General features: G+C 35.7%; 20 protein-coding genes and 1 other annotated feature. Of the genes, 4 read left to right on the forward strand and 16 right to left on the reverse strand.

Annotated elements, in window-relative coordinates; genetic code table 11:
• Positions 1 to 87: 87 nt before the first annotated feature.
• The 4 genes from IGL93_RS11300 to IGL93_RS11315 all read right to left on the reverse strand — a co-directional run bounded on the left by IGL93_RS11300 (position 88) and on the right by IGL93_RS11315 (position 3,160).
• On the reverse strand, positions 88 to 288 hold the full coding sequence (locus tag IGL93_RS11300; protein WP_002355121.1) for a cold-shock protein: 201 nt from the start codon (positions 286 to 288) through the stop codon (positions 88 to 90).
• Between the two features lie 153 nt (positions 289 to 441).
• A complete protein-coding gene (radC, locus tag IGL93_RS11305) occupies positions 442 to 1,140 on the reverse strand; it encodes a RadC family protein (protein ID WP_002365188.1) in 699 nt (232 codons plus the stop codon).
• Positions 1,141 to 1,194: 54 nt separating this feature from the next.
• Positions 1,195 to 1,854 carry an HAD family hydrolase gene (locus IGL93_RS11310; RefSeq protein ID WP_016626772.1) on the reverse strand — a complete coding sequence of 220 codons (660 nt, stop codon included), beginning with the start codon at positions 1,852 to 1,854 and terminating at the stop codon, positions 1,195 to 1,197.
• A complete protein-coding gene (locus IGL93_RS11315) occupies positions 1,838 to 3,160 on the reverse strand; it encodes a bifunctional folylpolyglutamate synthase/dihydrofolate synthase (RefSeq protein WP_002355117.1) in 1,323 nt (440 codons plus the stop codon). Before IGL93_RS11315 ends, IGL93_RS11310 begins: the two co-directional genes overlap by 17 nt.
• A 248-nt stretch (positions 3,161 to 3,408) precedes the next feature.
• Here IGL93_RS11315 and IGL93_RS11320 point away from each other — a divergent pair, with 248 nt between their 5' ends.
• A complete protein-coding gene (locus IGL93_RS11320; protein WP_010776127.1) occupies positions 3,409 to 5,973 on the forward strand; it encodes a YfhO family protein in 2,565 nt (854 codons plus the stop codon).
• The gene (locus IGL93_RS11325) at positions 5,966 to 6,565 is read left to right on the forward strand and encodes a TVP38/TMEM64 family protein (RefSeq protein ID WP_002355114.1); all 600 of its coding nucleotides are present in this window, start codon (positions 5,966 to 5,968) and stop codon (positions 6,563 to 6,565) included. Before IGL93_RS11320 ends, IGL93_RS11325 begins: the two co-directional genes overlap by 8 nt.
• 46 nt (positions 6,566 to 6,611) lie before the next feature.
• Here the strand turns inward: IGL93_RS11325 and IGL93_RS11330 are convergent, their stop codons facing one another.
• From IGL93_RS11330 to IGL93_RS11385, 12 genes are all read right to left on the reverse strand, one after another.
• Entirely contained in the window at positions 6,612 to 9,254 is a 2,643-nt protein-coding gene (locus IGL93_RS11330; protein WP_002397611.1) for a valine--tRNA ligase, read from the reverse strand.
• Between the two features lie 103 nt (positions 9,255 to 9,357).
• Positions 9,358 to 9,597, reverse strand: a binding site (T-box leader).
• A 49-nt stretch (positions 9,598 to 9,646) separates the two neighbouring features.
• On the reverse strand, positions 9,647 to 10,135 hold the full coding sequence (gene tpx / locus IGL93_RS11335) for a thiol peroxidase (protein WP_002361107.1): 489 nt from the start codon (positions 10,133 to 10,135) through the stop codon (positions 9,647 to 9,649).
• Between the two features lie 63 nt (positions 10,136 to 10,198).
• Complete coding sequence (locus IGL93_RS11340; RefSeq protein WP_002365189.1) at positions 10,199 to 10,846, reverse strand: redox-sensing transcriptional repressor Rex; 648 nt, start codon at positions 10,844 to 10,846, stop codon at positions 10,199 to 10,201.
• Positions 10,847 to 10,975: 129 nt separating this feature from the next.
• The gene (thiI, locus tag IGL93_RS11345) at positions 10,976 to 12,190 is read right to left on the reverse strand and encodes a tRNA uracil 4-sulfurtransferase ThiI (RefSeq protein ID WP_010707108.1); all 1,215 of its coding nucleotides are present in this window, start codon (positions 12,188 to 12,190) and stop codon (positions 10,976 to 10,978) included.
• 91 nt (positions 12,191 to 12,281) lie between these two features.
• On the reverse strand, positions 12,282 to 13,400 hold the full coding sequence (locus tag IGL93_RS11350; RefSeq protein WP_002410071.1) for a site-specific integrase: 1,119 nt from the start codon (positions 13,398 to 13,400) through the stop codon (positions 12,282 to 12,284).
• Entirely contained in the window at positions 13,375 to 13,587 is a 213-nt protein-coding gene (locus tag IGL93_RS11355) for a DUF3173 domain-containing protein (protein WP_002399131.1), read from the reverse strand. Before IGL93_RS11355 ends, IGL93_RS11350 begins: the two co-directional genes overlap by 26 nt.
• A gap of 91 nt (positions 13,588 to 13,678) precedes the next feature.
• A complete protein-coding gene (locus tag IGL93_RS11360; protein ID WP_010712805.1) occupies positions 13,679 to 14,035 on the reverse strand; it encodes an LptM family lipoprotein in 357 nt (118 codons plus the stop codon).
• 65 nt (positions 14,036 to 14,100) lie between these two features.
• Entirely contained in the window at positions 14,101 to 14,637 is a 537-nt protein-coding gene (locus tag IGL93_RS11365) for an EF0163 family protein (protein WP_284954719.1), read from the reverse strand.
• Complete coding sequence (locus tag IGL93_RS11370) at positions 14,634 to 14,858, reverse strand: hypothetical protein (protein ID WP_002371406.1); 225 nt, start codon at positions 14,856 to 14,858, stop codon at positions 14,634 to 14,636. Before IGL93_RS11370 ends, IGL93_RS11365 begins: the two co-directional genes overlap by 4 nt.
• Positions 14,859 to 14,870: 12 nt before the next feature.
• Positions 14,871 to 15,899, reverse strand: a complete 1,029-nt coding sequence (locus IGL93_RS11375) for a phage tail tip lysozyme (RefSeq protein WP_010712806.1) — start codon at positions 15,897 to 15,899, stop codon at positions 14,871 to 14,873.
• Positions 15,900 to 15,941: 42 nt separating this feature from the next.
• Positions 15,942 to 17,993, reverse strand: coding sequence for a hypothetical protein (locus IGL93_RS11380; RefSeq protein ID WP_284954718.1), 2,052 nt, complete (start codon positions 17,991 to 17,993; stop codon positions 15,942 to 15,944).
• 15 nt (positions 17,994 to 18,008) lie between these two features.
• On the reverse strand, positions 18,009 to 20,513 hold the full coding sequence (locus tag IGL93_RS11385) for an ATP-binding protein (protein WP_284954717.1): 2,505 nt from the start codon (positions 20,511 to 20,513) through the stop codon (positions 18,009 to 18,011).
• 161 nt (positions 20,514 to 20,674) lie between these two features.
• On the opposite strand from IGL93_RS11385, the gene IGL93_RS11390 reads away from it, so the two are divergent.
• Together IGL93_RS11390 and IGL93_RS11395 are read left to right on the forward strand one after the other, a co-directional pair.
• On the forward strand, positions 20,675 to 20,893 hold the full coding sequence (locus IGL93_RS11390) for a hypothetical protein (protein ID WP_002394251.1): 219 nt from the start codon (positions 20,675 to 20,677) through the stop codon (positions 20,891 to 20,893).
• 5 nt (positions 20,894 to 20,898) lie between these two features.
• Positions 20,899 to 21,207: a hypothetical protein gene (locus IGL93_RS11395; RefSeq protein ID WP_002394252.1), complete on the forward strand. Its 309-nt coding sequence runs from the start codon at positions 20,899 to 20,901 to the stop codon at positions 21,205 to 21,207.
• Positions 21,208 to 21,278 lie beyond the last annotated feature (71 nt).

The raw sequence follows: 21,278 nt of genomic DNA on the forward strand, positions 1-21,278 counted from the left end.
AAGAAAAATGCTTGTTCATTTTTCTTCTCTATTTTTTCTAACAAAAAAACACCTAACATGCGTTAGGTGTTTTTGGATTATTTTTTATTAGTTTTTTTCTACGTTAACTGCTTGAGGGCCACGGTCTGAATCTTCAACATCAAAAGTCACTGCTTGACCTTCTTCTAAAGTTTTGAAACCATCACCTTGGATAGCTGAGAAGTGTACGAATACGTCGCTTCCGTCTTCGCGTGAGATAAACCCAAAACCTTTTTCTGCGTTAAACCATTTTACTGTTCCTTGTTCCATTCTTTTGTTCCTCCTCGTGCATTTGCACATAAATAGTCGTAACTTTGCTCGCTTCCAATAGAATATTTAAAAAAATTTAAAAAGTCTACATAATTCCAAACAAGATTACCCTTTCATTTTACACGTGATAAAATATTTTTGCAAGAATTGTCCTCATTCTGAAGCAAAAAAATTCTCTTCTCTCAAACTAATGTATCCGCTATCACCAACAATAATATGATCCAACAATTGAATCCCCATCATTTCGCCACATTCTTCCATTCGTTTGGTAAATTGGATATCTTGTGGAGACGGTGTCGGATTGCCAGATGGATGATTATGAGCTAATAGTATGCGAGCAGATGAATATTTAACCGCTTCCCGAAAAATTTCGCGTGGATGAGCAATACTTTGATTCAGTGATCCTTTGAAAATCGTTTTCTGTTGGATAATGTCATTCTTGGTATTCAAGTAAATACAAATTAAATGTTCTTGTTGCAGCCCCTTCATCTCTTGGAGTAATCGTTGAGCGACTTGTTGACTGGACGTAACTTTGCCAAATTTGATTTGACTACTTTGATAAATTCGACACCCCAATTCAATAGCCGCACGTAATTCAATGGCTTTCACTTGGCCAATGCCTTTAATAGCCATTAACTCGTTCAACGTGGCTTGCTGCAAATAAGAAAGCTGCTTAAACTGTTTTAACAGCGTTGCGGCAACAGTCATCACGTCTGCTTCTTTTGAGCCAGTGCGTAACAGAATCGCCAACAACTCTTGATTCGATAATGCTTTTTCTCCTATCGCTAAGAGCCGTTCTCGTGGTAAACAATCACTCGGCATCTCGCGAATAAATAGATCCGATACTTGCATAAAAAACCTCCTTTGCTAGTCATTAATAAACTACGCAAAGGAGTGTTGTTTTTATTATTTTAAATAATGTGGCGCTTGATGTAAACTCTCCAAGACATGTAATGTTTTCTCTTGGATAACTTCAGTTGGTTGCAATAAATCAGGTACCATGATCACTGGAATGCCCGCACTATGAGCCGCACTTACCCCATGAAATGAGTCTTCGAAAATCAAGGTTTTCGGGGCTTCTGTTCCTAAAAGTTGACGAGCTTTTTGAAAAATTTCTGGGTCCGGTTTTGCTCGTTTAACATCCTCTGCTGAAACAATTCCTACAAAACGATCCTGAATCCCAGCATGGCTTAATAACATTTCAATTGCTGGACGGACGTTACTTGAAGCAACCAATCGAGGAATTTTTTGATCATCTAAAAAGTCGAGGAATTCCACCACCCCTGGTTTTAAAGGTACATTACCAGATTGAAACTCTTGCAGGGTATCCTCATAAGAACGGCGGATAAATTCTTCCACTGTGTCGTGACCATAGGATGCATAAATACGTCGGTAATTCTCTTGTACTTCTTCATCGGAAATCCCAACATAGTCTAAATAGACTTCTTTACTATATGGTAACCCCATTGCATCTGCTACTTTTTGAGTAGATGTATAGTAAATCAACTCCGTATCAAAAAGCAACCCATCCATATCAAAAATTACGCCATCAAATTTCTTCATCATTTCCTCCTATAGTTAAAAGTAATTCTCTTACTTGAGAAACAAAATATAATGAACCTGTTACTAATAATAAATCATCTGTCGACATTTTTTCTAAAATTTCGCCTAAACCAAATTGCCATAAAGACACAATTTCTGTTAAATCGTCTTCATATTTTTCCATTTCTGTAAGTGCAATAGCTTTAGGGTAATCAAAGCTAGTTAAGTAAAGATGCGCATTCGGTACTTGCTTTAAGTCCTGAATCATCTCATCCACATCTTTAGTTGCTAAAGCTGAAAATAAAATATGAATCGTGTGTTGCGGAAACTCTTTGCGCAAGTTTTCAACTAAGCGTTTTACTGCATGATCATTGTGGGCACCATCTAAAACAATCAACGGTTCATCACTAAGACGTTCCATTCGAGCTGGCCATTGCGCTTTAGCTAACCCTTGAGTAATGTCTCGTTCTTTAAACGGCAAATGTTGTAGTTGGCAATACTTGTCAAATAATTGAATAGCTACCGCCGCGTTTTCTACTTGGTGACGCCCCAACAAGGGAACTTTAATTTTTGTCAGTTTGCCCATTTCTCCATAGAAATTAAATACTTCCCCCCATTGTGTGTCAGGGTGTAGATATTCCACTTGATACTCTTTGCCAAAACGAAAAATTGGACTCTGTTTTTCTTGTGCGACTTTTTCAATGACTGCTAGCGCATCAGCACAAATATTGCCTGTTACTACTGGGACTTTTTCTTTAATAATACCCGCTTTTTGATAGGCAATTTCAGCAATTGTTTCACCTAAAATTTCTGTGTGATCCTTCCCAATTGTCGTAATTCCCGTCAATAATGGCTTCACGACATTGGTGCTATCAAGTAATCCACCTAAGCCAACTTCAACAACTGCGATATCCACTTGTTCATTCACGAAATAGTCCAAGGCCATTCCTGTCAATGTTTCGAATTCTGTAATTCCAGCCACTTCAGTAATCTGGTCTAATTCTTTAATGATTGGTTGATACTTTTCCACATAGGTAATCAATTGTTCGTCTGAAATTGGTTGACCATTTATCGCAATTCTTTCATTAAATGATTCAATATAAGGAGAGGTAAAGGTTCCGACTTTCAAGCCCATTTCTTCTAATAGACAGCGTAAATATGTCACGGTTGAGCCTTTACCATTGGTTCCTGCGATATGAATCGTTGGCACTTTGTTTTCTGGATGATCAATTTTTTCTAATAACGCATTGATCCGATCCAAACCAGGTCTTGAGCCAAAGGGTAACCGGCTATGAATCCATTCAATGGCTTCTTCTATTGTTAATTGCATCTTGTCCAACTCCTTGTCTTCTTCTACATTATAACTAAGTTAGGTGACTTTTTCACTAATAACCAATTGAAACTTTTTCTTGAAAACTTTTTGCATTTTTCATAATTTTGCGTTATTAGCGGATACATTAATGAACTTATGGTAAACTAACATTCTGGATGGTTCATTCCAGCCAGCCAATTAAAAACTATTTTTAGAGCGTTCAACACGCTTATTCATGATTTTTTTATAAAGGTGGACTTATTTTGATGAAAAACAAATCGAAGCTTTTATGGTTAGGAAGTTTTTTCTTGCCGTTTTTACTTCTGTTGCTTGTATGGATGACATTACAACTTGCGCCTTTTGGTGACAACAACTTATTAGTTAGTGATTTAGGCACACAATACATGCCTTTCTTGAGTTTTTTAAAACGCTCTTTTCACGAGGGAATAACTACATTCTACTCTTTTTCCAATGAGATTGGTGAGTCGATTGTTCCTTTGGCAGCCTATTACTTACTGAGCCCTTTTAATGTGTTGGCTTTCTTTTTTCCTTATGAACAATTACCTATAGCAATTTTATGGATTATTACCTTAAAACTTGCCTTGATGGGCACGACGATGTTTAGCTATTTAAAATACACCTATCAAAAAGTTGATGGCACCACGTTACTTTTTTCAACGTCCTATAGTTTCTGTGGCTTTGTCACCGTCTATAGCCAAAACTTTATGTGGTTGGATGCACTGATTCTATTCCCGCTTATCTTATTGGGACTCCAACGTTTATGGGATCAACGCAAATGGGGTTTATACAGTATCACCCTGTTTTTAGCGATTGTGACAAATTACTACATGGGTTATATGATTTGTCTCTTTGCTGTTTTGTACAGTATCTATTGGTTCTTTAAAAAGAATACCCAAGCCCATGCTATTCGGCAATTTTTTAAACAAAGTCCGTTATTCATCCTCGTTTCTTTTTTAACAGGAACCGCAACTAGCTTTTTATTATTACCTGCAGCAGAAGGGATGCTCTATACAAAAAAAGCAGATTTTGATGTCTCGACGTTCTTTTTAACGCCTAAGTTCAACACTTCGTTCTTCTCGCAATTAGGCTTAGGTTCTATTAATTATGAGTTGCGTTTAGACCATTTACCAACCGTTTTTGCTGGATTATTTGTGACACTCCTCTGTGTTGCCTATTTTCAAACGAAACAAATTGCGTTAAAAGAAAGAATAGCTTCAGCAATTCTTTTATTCATTCTCTTTTTAAGCTTTTGGTTAGAAGCCTTTAACACTGTGTGGCACATGTTTCAAAGCCCAGCTGGGTTCCCTTACCGAAATGTCTTTATCTTTAGCTTTTTATTGATTGTCTTTGCCTATGAAGTTTGGCTTAAAAAAGTGACCATTCCTTGGACCGCACCTATTATTTTTAGTCTGCTGTTAGTCATTGGCTACGGATCTTTGTATTATGGTCCACAAAAAAATCTCTTAATTTCGATCAATTATTTATGGCTAAGTTTACTTTTTATTTGGTTGATTTTCTTTTGCTTGCGTTTAGCACACAAAAAGGCCTTAAGAAACTATGTAGTCGTGGCTTTATTCTTACTGGTCAGCACAGAATTAACAACGAATTTCTGGATTTCTTTTAAACACATGCCCTTTGGTAGCCAAGCAACATTTGCCCAAGATTACCGAAAACACAGCCAATTAATCGATGAAAAAATGGCCTCAGCACCAGAACTTTATCGCATGAAACAAGTCATTCCTTCCAAAGAAACAGGGTTCCGTGAAATCAATAACGGCTACAATAATCCTTTACTTTATGGCTATGCTGGCGTTTCTAGCTATACTTCGACTTTAACTGCCACTACCCAAGACACATTAAGTGCGCTAGGTTTATATCGAAAAAATGATCGCCGGATTGCCTATGTGGATAATTCACAACTAACCAATTTACTTTTAAATGTGAAATATGACTTTTTACCAATTGAAAAACCTACGAGTGAAAAATTGCTAAAAACAGTTGGTTCCACGAAAATCATGGAAAATGATGAAGCGATCGGTATGGGCTTTTTGGCGCCAACCGCATTAACCAAGTTAAAATTAGCAAAAAATAATCCTTTAGATGCCCAAGAAGAACTCCTGCAAACGCTCGTGCCGACGGATAAACCTTACTTTAAAACAGCTTCGTTGATAAATGAACCTCATCATACTAACGAAACAATTGAAGCAACCTTTAAAGTGAATAGCACTGGTGACTTGCATCTTTATATTCCGAATTTAAAATGGAAAAAAGTTACACAATTGAAGGTAAACCAACAAGTTATCTCGACGCCGATTTATATTGCAACCAATCAACTGTTCAATTTAGGGCATTTTGAAAAAGGAACTACCGTGACCCTGTCACTAACTGCTGAACAAGTGGTTGATTTAACTAATTGGCAACTTCAAACTTTAGACCAAACAGCCTTTAATCGTGCGGTTGACAAATTACGCCAACAAGCTCTTCACGTGAATGCAACTAAAAAAGGCCATTTAAATGGCGCACTGAATGTACCTGGAAATGACACTCAGTTACTGTATACGTCCATTCCTTATGACCAAGATTGGCAAGTCAAATCGTCGCTACAAAAAGAACCATTAAAAACACAACGCATTCTAGGTGGCTTTTTAGCTGTTGAAGTCCCAGCTGGCAAACAGCAGTTAACCTTTACCTATCATCCAAGAATGATTTATCTCGGTACTGCCGTCAGCGGAACGGTTTTACTGGGAGCGGCTGGTTATCTTGGCTTTAAAAAATACCGTCGAAAACGTCAGGAGGCCACTCATGACTAATCAGAAAAAATTTTTAAATGGACTCATTCGGTGGTTACCCCTAGTTGGACTGGTGCTTTTCTTCGGCTTAATTTTATGGGGATATTCCAGAGGAATTTTTCATTCTGTTGCTTCCTTGCAAGCTTTTATTAAACAGTTTGGTAACTATGCGGTTCTATGTTTCATTCTTTTACAAATCGTCCAAGTGATTATCCCTATTCTACCTGGAGGAATTTCTTCTGTTGCAGGAATGTTGATGTTTGGCAATTTGCAAGGCCTTTTGTATAGCTATCTTGGATTGATTATTGGTGAGTTTATTGGCTTTTTACTGGTTCGTTACTATGGACGTAGCTTTGTAAAAATAATCCTTTCACCCAATAAATACAAAAAATTTGAAGAGATTTTAGACAAAAATGAACACAATGTCAAAAAGCTCTTAATCTTTACTATGTTAGTCCCCTTCGCTCCAGATGATATTGTTTGTTTAGTGGCGGGAATTACAGATATTTCTTTAAAAGAATTCATGAAAATTGTTCTTTTATTGAAATTCTGGTCTGTGGCTACTTACAGCTATTTAATGTTGTATTTGTTTCAATTATTTGGCAAATTATAACAAAAAGACAACAAAACCAACGTTTGGTTTTGTTGTCTTTTCTTTTTTAGATTGAACGTAATTGGGCAATCCGTTCTTTGACAGCCTCTTGTTTTTCAAGGTAGTCCTTTTCTTTTGCACGTTCTGCTTCCACGACCTCATCTGGTGCATTTGACACAAAACGTTCATTTGAAAGTTTGCCTTGCACACGTTTGACTTCTTTTGTCCATTTGTCTAATTCTTTTTCTAAGCGAGCAATTTCTTCCTCGATATTAATCAACCCAGCTAATGGTAGGAATAGTTCTGCGCCTGTTAATACAGCGGACATGGCTAATTCTGGCGCTTCTATTTCACGACTGATGACTAATTCCTCTGGGTTACAGAAGCGTTCTAAATAGCTAGTATTAGCTGTTAAAAATTCTTCTACTTCTGTATCGTTTGTTTTAATTAACAAGGTAATTGGTTTAGAAAGTGGTGTATTCACTTCTGCTCGAATATTCCGAACCGAACGAATAACTTCTTTCAGAACTTCCATTCCTCGAGCTGCTGCTTCATCGTTAAATTCTTCATGAACAACTGGGTACTCTGCCACAACCAATGACTCACCTTGATGCGGAATTTTTTCCCAAATTTCTTCTGTTACAAACGGCATAATTGGATGCAATAAGCGTAAGATTTGATCCAATGTGTACACCAAGATGCTCCGTGTTGTTTGTTTAGCTGCTTCATTTTCTCCGTAAAGAATTTCTTTACTCATTTCAATATACCAATCACAGAAATCATCCCAGATGAAGTTGTATAATTGGCGACCTGCTTCACCGAATTCAAAGCGATCAAATAATTCTGTCACACGGGCGACTGTTTCGTTTAAGCGCGTTAAAATCCAACGATCAGCGACAGTCTTTTCACCACTAAAGTCAATATCTGCAGCAGTCATACCTTCTACATTCATGATAACGAAGCGACTTGCATTCCAGATCTTATTGATAAAGTTCCAAGAAGCATCCATTTTTTCATAACTAAAACGAACATCTTGACCTGGAGCTGAACCATTTGATAAGAACCAACGCAACGCATCTGCACCATATTTTTCGATGACATCCATTGGATCAATCCCATTCCCCAATGATTTACTCATTTTGCGTCCTTGCTCATCACGAATTAAGCCGTGAATTAAGACATTTTGGAAGGGACGTTCACCTGTAAACTCTAAGCTTTGGAAAATCATACGACTTACCCAGAAGAAGATGATGTCATAGCCAGTAACTAATGTGCTTGTTGGGAAGTAACGTTGATAATCTTCGCTTGCTTCATCTGGCCAACCCATCGTTGAAAATGGCCATAATGCAGAACTAAACCATGTATCTAAGACGTCACTATCTTGAACCCAGTTTTCACTGTCGGCTGGCTCTTCCATCCCAACATACATCTCGCCCGTTTCTTTGTGATACCAAGCAGGAATTTGATGGCCCCACCATAATTGTCGCGAAATAACCCAATCATGTACATTTTCCATCCAACGTAAAAATGTTTGATTGAAGCGTGGTGGATAAAATTCAACAGCGTCTTCTGTTTCTTGATTTTTCATTGCTTTTTCAGCTAATGGGCCCATTTTTACAAACCATTGGGTCGATAAACGTGGTTCCACGACAACACCTGTTCGTTCTGAATGACCCACGCTGTGATTCATTGTTTCGATCTTAATTAAGCGACCTAGTTCTTTCAAGTCAGAGACAATCGCTTTACGTGCGGCAAAACGATCCATTCCTTCGTATTTTCCAGCCAGTTCATTCATCGTGCCGTCTTCGTTCATAACATTTACTCGAGGTAAGTCATGACGATTACCGACTTCAAAGTCATTTGGATCATGGGCAGGTGTGATTTTTACAACCCCTGTTCCAAATTCCATATCTACATAGTCATCTGCAATAATTGGAATTTCTTTATCGACTAATGGCAAGACAACTGTCTTACCAATAAGTTCCTGATACCGTTCATCTTCTGGATGGACCGCAATCGCCGTATCTCCCAACATTGTTTCAGGACGCGTTGTCGCAATTTCAACAACGCCAGAACCATCTGATAATGGGTAGCTCATGTGGTAAAAAGCTCCTTCAATATCTTTATGGATTACTTCAATATCAGACAATGCTGTTTTCGCTTTCGGATCCCAGTTAATGATATATTCACCACGGTAAATCAAATCTTTCTCGTAAAGAGAGACAAACACTTTACGAACGGCCTCAGATAGCCCTTCATCTAAAGTAAAACGTTCACGGCTGTAATCTAAAGAAAGGCCCATTTTTGCCCACTGTTCACGAATGTGAGAAGCATATTCTTCTTTCCATTCCCACACTTGATCAACAAATTTTTCACGACCTAAGTCGTAACGTGAAATTCCTTGTTGTGCTAGTTTCTCTTCTACTTTTGCTTGCGTGGCAATTCCGGCATGGTCCATTCCTGGCAGCCATAACGTATCAAAGCCTTGCATTCTTTTTTGGCGGATAATCATATCTTGTAATGTTGTATCCCAAGCATGCCCTAAGTGTAGCTTCCCTGTTACATTAGGTGGTGGAATAACAATTGAATAGGGCTTCGCTTTTTTGTCGCCGCTTGGTTTAAATAAATCTTGATCTAGCCATTTTTGATAACGGCCAGCTTCGATTTCTGTCGGTTGATATTTCGTTGGTAAGTTTTTTTCTTCTGACATTTTTTCCCCTTCTTTCTTAAAATACGCGATTTGGAGCGGTAATTATTTTACAAATGAGTTTTTTTTGGCTAAACACTAAAATACGCCCTAAAATACTTTCGTATTTTAGGGCGTAGATTCATCTTATTTACGCGGTACCACCTAAATTGCATTTGAATTGAATTCATTCAAATGCCACTCATTCGTGAGATAACGTTCACGAAACGAATCGTTCTACTAACGTACTGTGTTCAAACCATTGACTCACAAGCTACCTTCTCACTGGTTGTGTAAAAGTCTTGCACCTGAACGACTTTTTCTCTAAAACGACGCCAATGATACTCCTCTTGTTCGCTGTCTTTGCTTCATTCTACAATGAAGCGCAAGCAAAGTCAATTTGTAATCTAGAGGGATTACACTTTTTTTGCAGCTTCTAACGCTTGTTGATAATCGGGTTCCGACGAAACTTCTGAGACGATTTCTTCATAAACTAACGTTCCTTCTGGGTCAATCACAAAAATAGCACGTGCTAAACGGCCCATTTCTGGAATATACAAACCATAAGCTGCACCAAATGAGTCTTCAGTATCATGAAGCATTTCCATTTCGACACCCTCAGCGGCACACCAATTTGCTTGTTCTTCAACTGTGTTATTGGAAACCGTGATAATCTGAACACCGTCTAATTTCGCCGCTTCTTGATTGAAACGTTTCGTTTGCAGTGAACAAACACGTGTGTCGATATCAGGAACCACACTAATTAAAACCGTTTTACCTTTATAATCTGCCAAGTTGATTTCTTGGTTGTTTAAATTTTTCAAAGAAAAGACGGGGGCTTTTGTGCCAACTTTAGGCTGCTCACCTGTCAATTCTAATACGTGCCCTTTTCTTGTAACATTCATTCTGAAATCCTCCTTTTCCACTTTCAATAATAAGTATAGTAGAGGATTTTTATGAAGACAATTTTATTGCTTTGGGCTATTTGCTAGTGAAAAAGTTTCATTAAAATAAATCAGTGTTTGCAGTTCCGTTGTTAAATCAATATACTGCACACTAACGTTGGCTGGCACACTGACACGGTCTGGCGCAAAATTTAAAATCGCAGTCACACCCGCTTGTACAATTTTGTCGATGGCTTTTTGGGCATGGTGACTGGGTACTGTAGAAATGGCTACCGTGACCCCTTCTTGTCGAACGAATGCTTCTAACTCAGACATATCATGAACTAATAATCCATTAATCGTGGTGCCAACTAAAGCCGAATCATTATCAAAAGCACAGACAATATTCAAATTCTCGTTGCGTCTAAAATTATTTTTTAATAATGCCTTGCCTAAATTGCCACAACCAATCAGAGCAATTCTTTTTTCTTCTTGCGTATTTAAAATATTACTAAATACCTCAATTAAATACGGCACATCGTAACCATAACCGCTTCGGCCCAGTTCACCAACGTGGGAAAAATCACGCCGAATCGTTGCAGAAGGAATCTGGATCATTTCACTAAATTCTCGTGATTTAATGCGTTTAACACCAGAATCCCCTAACATTTTTAAATAACGTAAATAAACCGGCAAACGTTTTGCCGTTGCTTTAGGCATTTTTTTCTCCATCCTCTGTCCTCCTTGTTACCTACTTCACATATTCAGTTTATCACGGTTCCCCTCTCCGAGCAACTTGTTTGTGAAATAAGTACAAAATAAATACAGTGACGTCTAAGCGACCGTCACTGTATTTATTTCTTATAGGAAATCTGCAAATTCGTCTTCTTGTTTATCTTTCGCTGTTTCTGCTGAAATCTCTGTAATTTTGAGTCCTTCTAAGGCCCGAGCCATTAAACCTTCCAAGTCTAAGCGCGCTTCATAATCTTGCGCTTTATCCAAGCGAGGTCGTGTTTTCGGTTGCGGTGGCGCAAAAATTGTACAACAATCTTCGAAGGGTTGGATGGCTAATTCAAACGTGTCAATTTTTTCGGCAATTTCGATAATTTCTGTCTTATCCATTGAAACAACAGGTCGAATTATCGGTGTTGAGGTAACCTCATTAATTGCTACCATACTTTGAAGTGTTTGCGAAGCCACTTGTCCTAACGATTCACCATTAATAATGACTAAACCTTTCCGCATTTCACGAATTGCATCTGTTAAGCGTAACATTAAACGTCGTGTAATGGTCATTAAGTAGCCTTGGGGAACAACTCGTTTTATTTCTTCTTGAATTTCTGTAAAGGGCACTTCAATAAATTGAATAGTTCCTACATAAGGGACTAATTTTTCAGCTAAATCTTTAGCCTTTTGTAACGCTTGTTCACTTGTATAAGGCGGACTAGCAAAATGGACAGCTTCCACTTCCACGCCACGTTTCATAGCTAAATAACCAGCAACTGGTGAATCAATGCCTCCTGACAACATCAACATACCACGACCACTGGTGCCCACTGGCAATCCACCCGCACCGCGAATCGTTTCATAAGATAAATACGCCGCGTCTTTACGAATTTCAATTCTTAAGTTAATATCAGGCTTTTTCATTTGTACTCGAATTTCCGGAATGGCTTCAATAACAGCCCCACCTAATTCTTGATTCAAGCCATTTGAATCAAGTTCAAATGAATGGTCCGAGCGTTTAGCAGTAATTTTGAACGTCTTACCTGGCGTATAAACTTCCCGAACAACCTCTTGAACCATTGCACGAATCGCTGGCATTTCTTTTTCAATACGAATACTTGGCGAAAAATTTTGAATCCCAAACACTTTACTTAGTTTCGGAATCACTTCTTCACTATCTTCCCCATTTAATAAAATATGCATTCTGTCTCGATCTGCATGGATTTTCAATGCTGGAAAATCAGCTAACGCACGTTTCACATTTTGTGCTAACTGCATGATAAACGTTTTACGATTTTTTCCTTTAGTTGATAATTCGCCATAGCGAACCATAATTTCTGTATATTTCACTTTCTATTAATCCCTTTCTAAATCGCTTTAAAACAAAGCTTACAATTAGTTTTCATTATATTTGCTAACAATAAAGCTAACAATTACTATTCTAAATTTTTAAATCAGTTAATTTCTTAGAAACATCATTCATTCTTCCATTATAAAGGTGCCCATATTTTTCTAAAGTAGTTGTTATACGACTATGACCCAATCTTTCCTTAATAACCAGTGAATCTTCCTTAAGGGCAATTAACATAGAAGCATGAGAATGTCTTAAAGCGTGTATCTTAATCACTGGCACATCTGCTAAGTCACAAAGTTTTTTAAGCCAGCCATGCGTTGTAGACTTAGCCAATGTTCCACCATCTATAGAAAATATAAGGTTTATTTTTAAAGGAGATTGCTGTTCTCTCCATATTTCAAAAAGCCGTAGCGTTTCATCGTCAAGAGATACGGTTCTAATACTACTTTTTGTTTTTGGCGTTGTAGTTCTAAACTCTCTTTTATTTTTAACAAGCATCGTCTTATTAATATAAACAACTTTACTGTCAAAATCAACATCTTCCCAATTCAAAGCTAAGGCTTCACCTAGCCGAAGACCTGTCATGAATAAAAATCTAAAAAACATTTTTTTAAAGAACAATAAACTATCGCTTTCATCACTAAGCAGCATTACTTTTTGCATATCATCTATAGTCCAAATGTTAACTTCTTTCTCTTCAACACGAACTCTACTTACTTTTTTTGATATATCTTCATCAATAAACCCAAAAATAAAAGCTCGCTCAAATACGGATTGAATATTACAAATGATCAAATTAATATACTCTGGAGATAAACTTTCACCTGTTTTAGTTCTATACTCACCAGATAAATAATTAATCAATTTTTGTAAATCAACCGTTTCAATAGTATTTATCTGTACCTCATTAAAGATAGATAAATGATTTTCAATTATACCTGTATTGGTCTTAAAAGTACCTTCCTTAACATGATTTTTGTACCAGCATTTATAATATTCTTCGTAAAAATTACCAAATGTAATCTTTTCACGTTTTTCTTGATAATCAATCATAAACTGATTATAAGCTTTTTTTGCCTCCTTTGCTGTCTTAAATCCACGCTTAAATTTTTGTATTCTTTTCCCTTTTAAATCAAAACCCAAACTTGCAACAAAATAATACTTACCTGTCTTTTTGTCTTTATAAACATTTGATGTCTTTGCCACCTTTATTAACCTCTATTCCTAAAATTTCTTCAACTACACTCACAGGAACACAAGAGATTTTCTTACCACTATAGAAGTGGCAACCTCTTTCTACTAGTAAAGCTTTGGCTTCACGAATAACACGTTGTGATTGGTATGGAGAAAATCCAAGGCTAATAATGTCTTTTTTTGTCACAGTACTTAACATTAATAATACCATCTCCTTCTATTTAATTACATAAAAAAAGCAGTACTTAATTAGCACTACCCTATGTCAAATGTTCAATAAAATTGAATTTCTATTTAAATTTACCCGACTTGTAGATAACTTCATAGTTACCACTAGCTTTCATATCATCAAAAGTTGCTTTACTTTTTGTACTATCTAACTGCTTATCTTCATCATAATAATAAAAATACTCCAATGTACTAGGCTCATCTTTAACAGGAACCCAAATATCAGCCAAATAACGATTAGTGTCTTTATCTTTATACATCAAAAAACTAAAACTATCTTCTGAATGCTCATCACCATATGCAGAATCTCTAATTATAGAGTCTTTAAATTCTTCACCTGTTTTATCTAATTTAGAACCACAGGCAGATATCATAAAAATTGCAACAACCATCAACACAATTGAAGCTGCCTTTTTCATTTTATCATCTCCTAACTTATATAAACGTAACACTATTAAATAAAGCAAAAAATTGTATATCAAAATTAATACTCTTGTTTCACTGAGTTATAGGTAATTTCTGCTATCTTATTCCCTTTCACTTTTGCCAGTAAAAGTACCCTTGTTTTTGTTCCGTTTTGTTCACAATCAAGCAAGACTGCGTATTCCTTTTTATCATTTTGATATATTGAACTTACTTCACCTTTACTTTCCAATTTTGCACCAGTTTTCACATCAATACCATTTTTCTTTATACATTCAGCAGTCATTAATTTCTTCAAATTTTCGTTACGATCATTGATACTAGAAAAATTAGCATAAGCATTTCCACAGTCCTCTACCAACTGGTAAGTGTTAGATACCTTTTCTTCCGTTGATTTATCCTTACTCTGTATAGACTTGGTACTACTTTTTTCAGTTACTTCACTTCTTTTCGTAGTATTTATATTATCAACTGGTTTCATAGTCACCGATTCAGTTGTTGACGAAGCCACCGTTTCATGACCTTTGGTATTTCCTCCACAAGCAGAAAATATTAATCCAACACCTAATACTAAAACTACTAAACTTAACTTTTTCATTTTCTACCTACTTTCTTTGAAATGCGTTGCACTTCTTTAATATACACAACCTTTGAAAAAATTCCCTCAGAAAATTTAACACGATACTCTTTATTATTCACAGCTACTAAAAAACCATCTTGGTACTTTTGAACTGCAAATTCATTTTTTCTACAGTTAAATTTCGAACAGATTTCTTTTATCTGACGATTAGTTAAACCACTTTTCTTACTCAAAATCATTCATAATTCCTCCTACTTCCTTACTATGCTGGTCACATGTGGAAAATCTAATCCCCAAGTCCGAGAATACTTAGCAACAATTTGACCTTGTTCCGCATTTTGCTCGTATGTTGTAAATTTTCCTTTGCCTTCTACTCCTGCAACAACACCAGTATGTCCATAAATACTAGTAGCCACACCACCTTGTCCAAAATTAATAACATCTCCTGCTTTAATATCCGAGTAGTTTGGATTCTTTATCACTTTCCAACCTATTGACGGCCAATTGTAATCATTACCAATCTCACTCGCAAACATATGTCCTGTACCCATCATTTGAAAACCTCCTTGTTTTTCAACAAAAAAAGCAGATAAGCCATAGCACTGCCCACCATTAATAGTTTGTCCCAGTACATTTTCTAAAATATCAATTTCTCCTCCACCAATATTGGCTGAACCTCCGCCCATCGAACCTGTAGAAAGTCGCTTATACCAATTATTAGCACTAGTCTTTCTGTTTACTTGTTCTACAGGATCATCTTTTGTTCCAGCTCGTTCCCACAGCTTCAAAATATCTACCGCAAGTGTATTCACATCTTTTGATTTAGACATTCTTTTAAGTAAGTCACTATCAGAACCATCCTTATTCCACGCAAAATCCATTTGTAAAGCTACTGATTTCCATTCCTTTTTTTGACTTTTTGCAAAATTTAATAAATTAACTCTTCGTCCTGAATCCCATTGTCCTAATCCAATTCCATAACCGCCTAAACTAGCGTTATAAGCAATAGAAGGATTAAAAGCCAAATCACTTTGAATTCTAGCAGGATTTAATCCACTTTCATGTTCCATATTGCCAATCCAAGCGGCTGCAAACTGCAACGTTCCACCGTTTGACGTCACGTAGTTAGAAACTTCTAATGCTACTTTTTCCTGTGGTGTAGCAGGCTGAAACTGGGAAGAATCTCCACTTTCACTAGAAGAAAATACACCTAAAAATAATAAAAAAGGAAGAATAAAGACAAAGCAACTAGCAATTAAAATCTTATTTAAGTTCTTCATGTTCTCTCCTTTCAATAAAAAAGAAGACTGATAAACATTTCATCAGCCCTCTACAACATCAAAATTATATTCTTCCGTGTTCACACTACCAAAAAATTGTTCCTCTGTTTGTTCTAAATTATTGAAGTTTTCTTCTGTTTGGTAAAATGAATAAACGTTATTTAATGAATCATTGTTGTTTGTGATTAATTCGCTATCCTCTCCACCATCAAAAAATGCACGTTCTTCACGAGCAAATGCCAACTCATCGAAATTATCAACCCTAACATTCAAATTGTCCGCTATTTCTTGCTCATCAAGTTCTTGAATTGGCTCTTCTCTATCATTTTCACTTGAATCTAAACTTGAATCTAAACTATCAAGTTCATTTTCAATAATTGGCTCTAATTCAATATTATTTTCATCAGCTAAAGAAGTATCAGTATCAAAATCAGATACATTTTCATCTAACACAGGAACATCAAATTCTTCTAAAGAATTATCCATTTCATCATCTGTTGAATCTTCAAAATTATCCACTTCATCAGTTGAAGCTTTATCTTCTATTTCTTCTAGTTCCTCATTATCAACATTGGTTGGCTCTTCTACTTCCGCAATTTCTTCGTCGGGCAACATATCGTCTTTAAATGGTTGTTGTTCTTCTTGAGTAGAACGATTCAATAATGAATTCAATCCTGTTTTAACACCAGCAAATTGCCCATTATCGTCAATAAAATGGTCTTTGGCTAAGTTCAATGCCTTGTCATGTTTTGGCATTAAATGACTAGCACCATCAGCAGCCAACGCTAAATTCCCAGTGGAAGCACCTATTCCTGCTTTCACTGCTCCAACACCAATTTCACCTGTACGTTCAACCGTTTCTTTTGTTTTTTCATTCATTTTTGATTCAAAAGAAGGTTGTTGAACTTGACCATCAGAAAAGAATGATAATATTTTATATCTGCTTTTCCAAATTTTCCGATACAAAATAATTTTCACCAATGCAGTAACAATTAATGTGCCTAAAAGAAAAACACCACCAGACATCACCATTAATAAACTACTACTTACTTTATCCATCAATCCTAAAAACGCTTGGTCAATTAACTTATTGACCCAAAACAACACAGACAAAAAGATACCGAAAACTACAGGTAAAAATAAAATGCCAATTAATGATTTAAAAAATTTAAACATCATCATTTGACACCGAGGGAAGAAAGACACCAACGCAATAATCGGAAAAACAAAAATGAGTAAATCAACAATGATTTGAATTACATTGAGCATAATATTAATATACGTGACAGGCACTGCTAAGACTGCTAAATTGACTACACCCACACCAACGCCAAAAGCTTTTTCCATTGTTTTTGCTCCGTCCTGTGCGAAGTATGGATTATCTTTCTCATTATTTTTTATATAGGTACTTCTTTCATCCTCAAACTTTGCTTTTTCTTTTTTAGACAATTTAGGTTTTTCTAGTAGTTTACTTTCGTCTAACTTTTTACCATTTTCCATTTTCCCATCAAGTGAACCACTATTTACAAAATTAAATGTTTGTTTTACTGTGGCATCAAAAATAGGGCTTTGGTATACTTCTCCATCTTTAGAACCTTCTGTTCCTAAATTGGCACTTGTAGTAAACGTACTTTGTACTCCTTTAGCAATTGCGTTAGTTGATTGAATCAAGAACGTTGAGCCACTTGTTGTGCCTGTTGACGTTGATACAGAGCCAAACCAAAAACCAAATAAAACAACAACTGCTAAATAATGAAGGAATACTTTTGAAAAGCTTCTACGACTGGAAAAGAAATGATAAAGCAGATAATATGCACTTACAAGAATCGCTAACGCAAATAAAGAACTACCTCTAAATCCCTTGCCACCAAAGTCATTTAGGACATCTTTTGACATATTCAATACTGTTTCTTGTTTTCCTTCAAAGAAACTAGATTGATTTAAGACGTTCTCACAAAAAAGGAAAAAAGAAGCAAACGTTCGTAAGATAAAGAATGGTATATCTACAAAGAACCAATTTACTACTTGCCATCCTTTATCCAACAAACCACCATCAACCGTATACGCACTATAACTGTCAATTAGATACTGCATCTTCTCACTTCCTTCCTATGCAACAAAGCGATTCTCCATTTTAGAAGCTTCTGTATCATCAACAGTTTTGAATAGTTCCAACCATTCCTCAAAAATTACATGAACAACAATTCGATTGGTTTGACCAAACATATCCTTCATTAAGCACTGACCTTGAACCATATTTGAGACCCATTTCATGTTAATTTCGTTCACTGGTAAATTAAGATATTTCAAAACACCTTCTCGATTTTGTACTTCATCAAAGCAAATCACTGTTCCAAAACCAGTACCATCTTCACTATCATCCAAATCATTTGTTGATTGTGTAATCAATACTAAGAAATTATTAAACGAACGGCCAATACGTTTCATAGATTTCAAAATTGCTTTACCTTCAGGAGAAGATTGAAAAATCCAAGATTCATCAAAGAACGTCACTGTTTCTTCTTTTGGATTTCTTGAACCAAACTTCGAACAAAACGTTCCTAAAGCAAACATCAGTGTAACTGACGACCGTTTATTTTCATCTAACTTTTCATTTTTATCAGTTGGTAAATCTAAGTCCTCGATTTCCAAAATGGTTACTTTTCTATCGAATGACAAACCTTCCACTTCTCCATGAGAAAACGCCAATTCTAAAACAGACCCTTTGATTGTTGACAATAAAAATCTCCCCATGTCTTTAACATCCGAGATTTCACTCTCAGCTAACAATTCAATAACATGCCAGAATCCAACTTTCTTTCCTGCTTTTCGTTCAGAAATTACTTTTGTAATAGCTTCATTACTTGCTGTTTTCTGTTTTAAGTTCCATGTACCATCATAAACATTCGTTATCATCGCTTTAGCGGTAGACGTGGCTTCTGTTTCATTAAATAGAACAATCGGGTCAAGGACGCCATGGTTTTTCGTATCACGAACATCTAAAGTGACGAAATTAAAGGACTTCACAAAATCAACATCTAAAGGATATTTCTTTTGATATTCAGGGGCATTGATTGTATACATAAATTGCTTTCGCATTTCTTTTTTCGGATCAATGTATAACACTCTGTCTTTTAAAAGTGCCATTTGCATAAACAATGTTTTAGCTGTAACCGATTTTCCGTTCCCAGTATCGCCAGTTAAAGCCCAGTGGGGATTATTTGTTTTCTTCCCATCAACATTTTGTTTATTCGCTAGTAACATATTCATAAAAATTAAATTTTTTGAACTGGAAATAATAGATTTTCTATCTTCTTTTTCTTCTAAAGTTGTATCAATACGTCCAAGGTAAAAGCCTAACTTCGTACCTGCATGAAGTGAAGTAAAGAAATTCAACTCGGCAAACGATTCAATTGTTGACGTGTGTTGCCAACGAGAAGTCTGCATGCGGATAAAATTACCAAACAAAGTGGATTGAAATAAATAAGGATTATCAAACGTTGCTTTAATAAGTGGAATATCTAAACTATCAAAACGATTGATTAGATATTTTTTTCTTGCACGCATTTGTTTTTTTGTACTACCACTAACAACAACCACTGCTTTCCAGTCAATAATATCCACACCATCATCAATTTTTTGGTCTAAATCGTCTAGTGATAATTGACCTTCAACAATCTTTCGTTTTTGTTTAGAACCAGCTAAGTGTGCTTCCTGCATGATATTCTTAGTGCGGGTTCTTGCACGTGACGAACGCCCAGACAGTGCCAATTGCCCTTTACTTTCTGCAAAAGTCGCTTGAATCTTCACTTCAACTGGGAAAGGCATTTTTTGAACGACCTCTAAAAAATGATTACCATCAAGAAAAACACCTACATCTCCCATTGGAAGGTAGGATATATAGCTTTCGCCATAATCACAATTTAAATGAAGCCCTCCACCGAACAATGGTTTAATTTTTGTTGCCATTAAATTATCTAAGTTTTGACTAGAAAGAACATCTTGTCGCTCATGTGGAATATTTTTTAAAAATTGATACGCTTGATAATAGTACAATTCATCTTCCGATAATCGTTCAATTAACAATTCAGATAAATTTTGGTAGACTTCTAATTCTTGCTCTCGATAATCTTTTTCCCAACACTCCGACAGTTCTACATCAAAACCTAAGCCTTTGACAAACTTTTCCGATACGTTGCTAATTGAGTTAGTAACGGTTTCTTTTAAATCAACAGCGAGATCTTTCTTGATTAAAGGCACACCAATAATCCACGTATATTCGTAAACCATACCCATTTCTTGTTCTAAAACCATTGCCATTTTCATTAATTTATCTACGCCTACTTCATAATTATTAGAATCTATTAAAGAGCGCATAGCACCCATTTTCCCTCGAATGTCGGCATTAACTGGCAAAAGGTTAATTTCAAATCCATCATTTGCTTTTAAGCGATTTAACGCACGAGCAACTTTTCTTTTCGTTTTTAATTTCTTTTCAACATCAGTCAACATTACCGTTTCAGAACGAACACGATAGTAAGCTATCGCTGTTTTTTCTTGTGTTAAAACAATATTTCCTTTCATATGATTCGTTAATGGATATTCTAATTGCATATTTTTTCCTTTCTTGTTGATTTTATTTTAGTAATTAACATTAAAAATGATTTTTCAGAAATTTCTATATATTATTGGACAACTTTTTTTCATTCAGTTATTATAAAATAAAGCTATATTTAATATAGCTTTTAAATAATAATTGGAAAGAAGGAAAGTGTATGAAGAAAAAAGTTTTTTTAGCTTTAACTATTTTCGCAATGGTAACACCTTTTATTTTTAGTTCAGAAGCTAGTGCCAGAGAAGCTGAATTTGGTAGCTCTTGCCCTGGTGGTTTTTATTTTAAAAAAGGTGGTTGGTCTACAGGTGGAAAAAATATGAGCGGTGGTTATTGTGTTCCTTTAGGAAATATGGGAAACATGAATAACAAAATTTGGTAATTAAAATGAGAAAAGAAAATGTTATCAAATCCTTTTTATACATTTTAACTCCTATAATCATAGGTACCATTATTTCACTTTTCACCAACGCTCCTATTTTCCTTATAGCGGGAATTATATATATTATTTTATTACTGTTTTTACTTCCTACTTTAGACTTTGGAATTACTGATTTTAACGCAAAACAAATTAATCCTAGCTATAGACCTGAAAGAAAAATAAATAAAAATGAAAGTATTGTTACTGTGCTACTTTTAGTCATCGGAATAATAGTCTGTGCAGTCATGCTTTATTTAAAATATAAAAATTCATAATTTAGACATAAAAAATAAGGAGCTAATGCTATGCGCTCCTTGTTTTTTTTATTCATAGATATAGTGCGCTT

This window comes from Enterococcus sp. DIV1328a (genome assembly GCF_050536905.1).
In the GTDB taxonomy this organism is placed as follows: domain Bacteria; phylum Bacillota; class Bacilli; order Lactobacillales; family Enterococcaceae; genus Enterococcus; species Enterococcus faecalis.